The sequence below is a fragment of the Mycobacterium sp. genome (assembly GCF_049281135.1).
Classification (GTDB): Bacteria; Actinomycetota; Actinomycetes; order Mycobacteriales; family Mycobacteriaceae; genus Mycobacterium.
The window spans coordinates 1-5,666 of the sequence record NZ_JBAPRN010000818.1 but is presented as its reverse complement, the minus strand read 5'-3'; the positions used below and the strand labels follow the sequence as shown (position 1 = coordinate 5,666).

Sequence of the window (5,666 nt, the reverse complement as noted above, 5' to 3'; positions counted from 1 at the left end):
CTGCGGCACGCGGCGGGGCTCAGCCGCGTGACAGTCTGAACCTAGTCGTCCAGCCAGTTATTGATCTTCGCAGCAATCAGCTCCGGCTTTTCGAGATGCAGGAAGTGACCGACGCCGTCGACGATCTCGAAAGCGGATCCGTCAAACGGAAAGTGCGGGCTGAGGTCGCCGAGCAGCTCAGCGCCGACTGCGCCGTCGTGGGCGCCGTGTAGATACAGCGTCGGCACCGGCGATGTTTGCATGGTGGCCGCCGTTTCAGCTTCCGCGTTCGGGTCGGCGAATTGCGGGTTGAGCGACGCCCGATACGCCAGGTGAACGGCGTATCCGGGAAGCCATGGGCAAGCACCGCCGGCGGCAACGAGGCATCCTCGATCGCTCCGAAGGTGAGCGGCGGCGAAGTCACCCCGCGAGCGTATTACGGCCCTGGCCTCAAACGTAAAGGATCGATCATTTACATCTGACCCGCCGTATGTAAATCTGGGTGCCATGGCAGGAATCGCGCTCATTCAACGCGATCTGGCAGACACCAGGGCCCGGCTCGAGGCGTGGTTCAGCCACCGCCTCGGCGGCGAGGCGGCGGTGTCGGAGCTGAAAGCGGCGAACCGGGCCGCCGGGTGGTCGAGCGAAAGCCTGGTGTTCGCCGCCGACGCGGCGGGCCACTCCAGCGAGTACGTGCTACGGATTCCGCCCGCGGGCGGAGGCATCTACCCCGAGTACGACCTGGACGCACAGACGCGTACCCAGGAGTTCCTGCACCAGCACGGGATCGCGACACCGTCACCGATCGTCTACGAGCCCGACGAGTCGTGGATCGGGTCCAGGTTTTTGGTGATGCCGCGCATCGTCGGGCATACCCCGTCGGACACCACCTATGCGACCCGCGGATGGCTGCATGATGCGGGGCCGCGGGTGCAGCGTCGCGCCCACGATTCGTTCCTGGAGACGCTCGCGGCGTTGCAGCGCGTTCCGGTCGACGAGGCGTCCTGGCTCCACCGGCCGACCGGCACAGGCGTTTCCGCGGAGCTGACATGGTGGCAGGAGTACGCGGCCTGGGGTACCGACAATCAGATTCCGGACGTGATGACCGAGGCGTTCGACTGGCTGCGGCGCCACCAGCCGGAGCAAACCGGTGACGCCGCGGTGTGCTGGAACGACGCCCGGCTCTCCAACGCCATCTTCGGCGACGACGGGCAGATCGTCGGCGTTCTGGACTGGGAGCAGGCCTGCCTGTGCCCGGCCGAAACCGATTTCGCGTGGTGGCTGGCCACCCGCCGACAGATGTTGGAAGTCAACGGCATTGACGCCGATCCCGAGTTGCCCGGCTTCGACAGCCGCGAACAGGTCATCCACCGCTTCGAAGAGATGATCGGCCGCCCGTTGGTCGCCCTGGAGTGGTACGAGATTTTCGCGATGGCGCGGATGGGCTGCTGCATCATGCGCACCCAGGCTCTGTTGCGCAGCATCGGCCAACACGACCATTTCCTCACCCGGGCACCGATCCTGCCGGCATGGACCATCTCGACAGTGCGCGGCTAGGGCTCGCCAGCTACAACCACGACGGAACGATCCACTCGCCGTAGGGAGCCACCGCGAGCAGGCCCAGGATTCCGGACTCGTCGAAGGCGCCGCCGAATTCGCCGACTCCTTCGCTGAAATGCGCCCAGCCGTCGACGTGGGCGGGGATGACCAGCCGAGCGCCCAGTATTTCGGCGGCCGCCGCGGCCCGTTGACCCGTCATGGTCAGCGGGCGGCCGCGCTCCTTGGCCGGCACCCTGGCCGCACCGGCGAAGATGATCGCCACGTCGACGGCGCCCACCCGGTCGGCGATGTCCTTGACCGCACTGATCGAGGCGTTGTCGCCGCTCAGATACACCGTCGGCAGGCCCGGACCGGACAGCACGAAACCGGTGACCTCGCAGTTCACATGGCCACCGGCATCGCGCTGCCCGTCGGCCGGGCCGTGCACAGCCGGAACTGCTTGCACCGTAACCGCTTTGGCGCCGTCGACGGCCGGAAGATCGAAGCTTTCGAATGGCTTGAGGCCCACGGCCGGCGGGCCGAGCCGCTCGGCGCCGCCCGGATGCGTCAGCACCAGCGGCGCGGCGAGCGCCACCCGTCGGCCCTCGCTGTCGAAATTGTCCGGATGCTGGTCATGGCTGACCAGCACCACGTCGATGGCTCCGAGCGCGGCGGCGGGTACCGCCGGGCCGACCGTCTTGGTCAGGTAGTCGTGTTTACCGGGCTCATCGAAGGTCGGGTCCATCAGGATCCGACGGCCGCCGAAGTCCACAACTGTGGTCGGCCCGCCCAACACACTGAACGCAACGTCGCGCCGAGCGGCGTCCACTCGATTGCTCATGCCATGGACTCTAGAGGCCCGGACACACCACTATGGACTGGTGGACATCTACGACGTCATGCGCACCACGGCCGCAGTGCGCGACTACACCGGCGACCCGCTGCCCGACGACGTACTGGAGCGGATTCTCGACAATGCGCGGTTCGCGCCCAGTGGCGGCAACCGCCAGGGCACCCGGGTAGTCGTGATCCGCGACCGCGGTACTCGGGAAGCATTGGCGGAGTTATCCGTTGCGAGCGCGCGACGGTACATCGCCCAGCTGCAGAACGGCGAAAGCCCCTGGAACCCGCTACACCCGCCGAAGGTGACCGCCGCCCAGATCGCGGCCACCGAGCCGCCGGCCCAGATGACCGCGCCACTGCTCGATGCCGCAGTGGTGCTGGCGATCTTCGTCGATCTCGAAGTTGTCGCCGCGGTCGATCAAGACCTCGACCGGATCGGGGTGGTCAGCGGCGCATCGGTCTACCCGCTGGTGTGGAACATCCTGCTGGCCGCGCGCAACGAAGGGTACGGCGGGACCATCACCACCAGCGCCGTCACCGAGGAGCCCGGGGTTCGCGAGTTATTGGGCGTGCCTGAGTCGTTCGCTCTCGCCGCACTTCTGCCGTTGGGCAAGCCGCGCAAACAGCTGACAAAGCTCAGGCGCGCCAGCGTCGCCGAACTCGCCACCCGAGAGCGGTTCGACGGCGCGCCGTTCGGTTAGTCGGCGGTCACCGCGTCGCCGGGCTGCTGCTGGCCGAGCAGCTCGTCTTGGCCGACCTCGGGCGGACCCGAGTCGTGGCCATTGCCACCGCGTTTGGCCGGCTTCTTCTTCGTCTTCGACGACGTCTCGGCCTCGATGTGGTGACCGTTGGACGGCAAACCCGCTGCGGCGCCGACCGTCTCGATCGCCTTCTCGGTGTACACCCGGTAGCCGAAATTCGGCTCGTAGCCGTGGATCTCCTTGGTGTCCAGATCGCGCATGAACTGCAGGATCTCGCGGCTGAACACCTGACCGGGCACCAGCACCGGGAAGCCCGGGGGGTAGGGCGTCACGTACGTCGCGGACACCACATCGATTCCGGCATCGAGCTTTTCGTCGATCTGGTCACCCATGAGGTATTCGCAGTTCGTGTCGTCGTATGACAGGTAGAACGCGCGACGGACATCCCCCTCGGGTGTCGGCTCGGAACCGCTGTGATCCCGGAACGCCGGGTGGAATCCGCTGAAGTTGCACAGCGGCACCGGACGTTCGGTCAGCCCCCACACCGCCCGCTCGAAGTGCTCCCGCTCGCCCAGGCTCATCTCGGAGATGGACTGGTCGAGCTCGGCGGCGATACTGACCAACACCTCGACCAGGAACGCCACCGAGCTGCGGGTGGTGCCGATGTTCGTCATGAACAGCACGCTGTTGCGCGAGGTCTTGTTGATCTGGATGCCGTAGCGGTCCATCAGCTGTTCGCGCTTGAACGTGTCGCCGTCATAACCGGTTCGCCCGATGGACAATGTGATTCGCGACGGGTCGAGCACGAACTCGTCATCGTGCCAAGCCGCCATCATGTTCCGCAGCCCGGAGCGCAGCGGTTGGTCGATGGCGGTTGGGCGGTACTCGTTCGGGATGAGATGCGATGTGCCAAGGCAATTCATGTACTTGCTGAGCAACGGGTGGTTGTCGATCGCGTCGCGCAGCTGCATCGCGTTCTCGATCTGCCGCTGCACCAATTCGGCGCCCTCCAGGGCCACCTGCCGACGACCCAGGTCCAGCGATGCCAGGATCTGGTAGTTGGGCGAGGTCGAGGTGTGCGCCATGTAGGCCTCGTGGAACGGCACCGCGACCTTCTGGTCGTAGTCCTGGTCGTAGACGTGGATCATCGACCCCTGCCGCAGCGAGGTCAGCGTCTTGTGGGTGGACTGCGAGGCGTACACCCGCACCCGCGCCCGCGCCGGGTCTGGCATCAGGCGCCGGTTCAGCAGGTCTTCGTCGCTGGGCTTCTCGGCGGTCTGGTCGGCCAGGTACTTCTCGAACTCAGCCTTGTACTCCGGACTGTTCAGCCGCTCACGCACCGCCGCCGCGCCCGCCATCGCGGTGCGGGTGCGGTAGACCGGGTGGAACCGGGCGAACGCGAACCAGGCCTCGTCCCACAGGAACACCAGATCGGGCTTGATCGCGAGGCACTCTTCCATCACCCGCTCGACGTCGTAGACGATCCCGTCGAAGGTGCAGTTCGTCAGCGACATCATCTTGACGCTGTCGAGCTTGCCGGCCCGCTTGAGCGCCAACAACTTTGACTTGATCTCGCGCAACGGCACCGCGCCGTACATCGAGTAGTCATTGAGCGGATACGCCTCGAGGTACACGACATTCGCGCCGGCCATCATCATGCCGTAGTGATGCGACTGGTGACAGTTACGGTCCAGCAGCACGATGTCGCCGGGCGCCACCACCGCCTGGGTGATGATCTTGTTGGCGGTCGACGTGCCGTTGGTCACGAAGTAGGTGTGTCGCGAGCCATACGCTGTCGACGCGAGCTGTTGGGATTCACGCAGCGGGCCGGTGGGCTCCAGCAGCGAATCGAGACCACCGCAGGTCGCCGACGTCTCGGCCATGAAGACTTCCAGGCCGTAGAAGCCGACCATGTCTTTGATCCAGTGCGAGTTGACAATCGACTTGCCCTGCGAGATAGGCAGCGCGTGGAAGACACCGGTCGGCCGGTGGCTGTACTGCTTGAGCGCGCTGAAGAACGGCGTGCGGTAACGTGCGGCCACACCGTGCAGGATCGACAGGTGCAGTTCGAGCATGCCCTCCCGGGCGTGGAACACCCGTCGGAAGTATTGGCCCAGCCGCCCGGCGATGTCCTCCACCTCGATCTCGGTCATCAGGTAGAGATCAAGCTCGGGCCGCAGCTTGCCCAGCGATGTGGCCAGAATCTGGGCGCGCTCTTCGGGTGAGTAGTGGTCGGCCAGGTCGTTCGACACCCCGGTGTCGACGAACTCCGACAGCGACGACAGGTCCCTGGCTGACTGGTGTGAGAACCGCCGCCGAATCACCACGGCTTGCAGGTTCACGTTGAGCCGTGCCGCGATCAGCGCCTCGTCGCCGCTGGCGACCACCACGAGCTCATAGACGAATTCGTCATCGGGACGCCGCCACTTGCGGACCTCGTTGCGCAGCGCACGCTCCTGGGCCTCGGTCATCTTCTCGACGACGAGCACTTCGAAGTAGGGACGGTCGCGCTCGGCTTCGGTCTGACCCTCGAGTTGCCGCGGATCTGACGGGAACATGTCCAGCTCATCGGCGCCGGCGTTCTCCACATCCCCGGTGCGGTAC

General features: G+C 65.9%; 5 protein-coding genes. 2 read left to right on the top strand and 3 right to left on the bottom strand.

What is annotated here, in order from left to right; all coding sequences use genetic code 11:
• Positions 1 to 41: 41 nt before the first annotated feature.
• Positions 42 to 242 (bottom strand): alpha/beta fold hydrolase, encoded by a 201-nt coding sequence (locus tag WAN02_RS32610; protein WP_422269492.1) that lies wholly within the window; start codon positions 240 to 242, stop codon positions 42 to 44.
• Between the two features lie 244 nt (positions 243 to 486).
• On the opposite strand from WAN02_RS32610, the gene WAN02_RS32605 reads away from it, so the two are divergent.
• The gene (locus WAN02_RS32605) at positions 487 to 1,536 is read left to right on the top strand and encodes a phosphotransferase family protein (protein ID WP_422269491.1); all 1,050 of its coding nucleotides are present in this window, start codon (positions 487 to 489) and stop codon (positions 1,534 to 1,536) included.
• Between the two features lie 10 nt (positions 1,537 to 1,546).
• Here WAN02_RS32605 and WAN02_RS32600 read toward each other — a convergent pair whose 3' ends face one another.
• On the bottom strand, positions 1,547 to 2,347 hold the full coding sequence (locus WAN02_RS32600) for an MBL fold metallo-hydrolase (protein WP_422269493.1): 801 nt from the start codon (positions 2,345 to 2,347) through the stop codon (positions 1,547 to 1,549).
• 52 nt (positions 2,348 to 2,399) lie between these two features.
• On the opposite strand from WAN02_RS32600, the gene WAN02_RS32595 reads away from it, so the two are divergent.
• Positions 2,400 to 3,062, top strand: coding sequence for a nitroreductase family protein (locus tag WAN02_RS32595; protein ID WP_422269490.1), 663 nt, complete (start codon positions 2,400 to 2,402; stop codon positions 3,060 to 3,062).
• On the opposite strand, the gene WAN02_RS32590 is transcribed toward WAN02_RS32595, so the two are convergent.
• Positions 3,059 to 5,666, bottom strand: a 2,608-nt coding sequence (locus WAN02_RS32590; RefSeq protein ID WP_422269489.1) for an aminotransferase class I/II-fold pyridoxal phosphate-dependent enzyme, incomplete at its 5' end; no start/stop codon positions are given. The two genes, WAN02_RS32595 and WAN02_RS32590, sit on opposite strands and share 4 nt — an antisense overlap.